Origin of the sequence: Vreelandella aquamarina (assembly GCF_020075495.1) — a bacterium.
Lineage (GTDB): Bacteria > Pseudomonadota > Gammaproteobacteria > Pseudomonadales > Halomonadaceae > Vreelandella > Vreelandella aquamarina_A.
Genome location: NZ_JABYQT010000043.1, coordinates 1 through 385, shown reverse-complemented (window position 1 = coordinate 385; position 385 = coordinate 1). Strand labels below are relative to the sequence as shown.

Sequence of the window (385 nt, the reverse complement as noted above, 5' to 3'; positions counted from 1 at the left end):
CAGTTGCACCGGGCCGAGGAGGTGTTGCCGCCCGATATGCGGCAGCTTGCACGGGAATATATCCGTCAGGCGGAAGCGGTGCAGGCGTGGCATCCTTCGTTCAATATGAACTATGAACAAACAGATAATGTAAACAATGCGTCCCTTTCACGGGACATCGTCATCAACGGCCGGAAATGGATAAAATCGGAAGACAGCCTGCCCAAACGCGCCAACGGGATAAGGTATGAATTGGGTATTGACCGGATGTTTAACATGGCAGGCAATCACTTTGCCCGCTTAGGCATCAGCGGTTCCGGTGTGCATTATTGGAATGCCCGGGATTTTAGCGAACAGGCGTTTCATGCCGAAGTAGGCTACCGTTATCGGAATAGCCGTCTAGAGT

1 protein-coding gene is annotated in these 385 nt (G+C 52.2%); it reads left to right on the top strand.

Annotated features, from left to right (window positions below):
* A partial coding sequence (locus HW452_RS17395; RefSeq protein ID WP_224107345.1) for a surface lipoprotein assembly modifier occupies window positions 1-385 on the top strand: 385 nt, incomplete at both ends.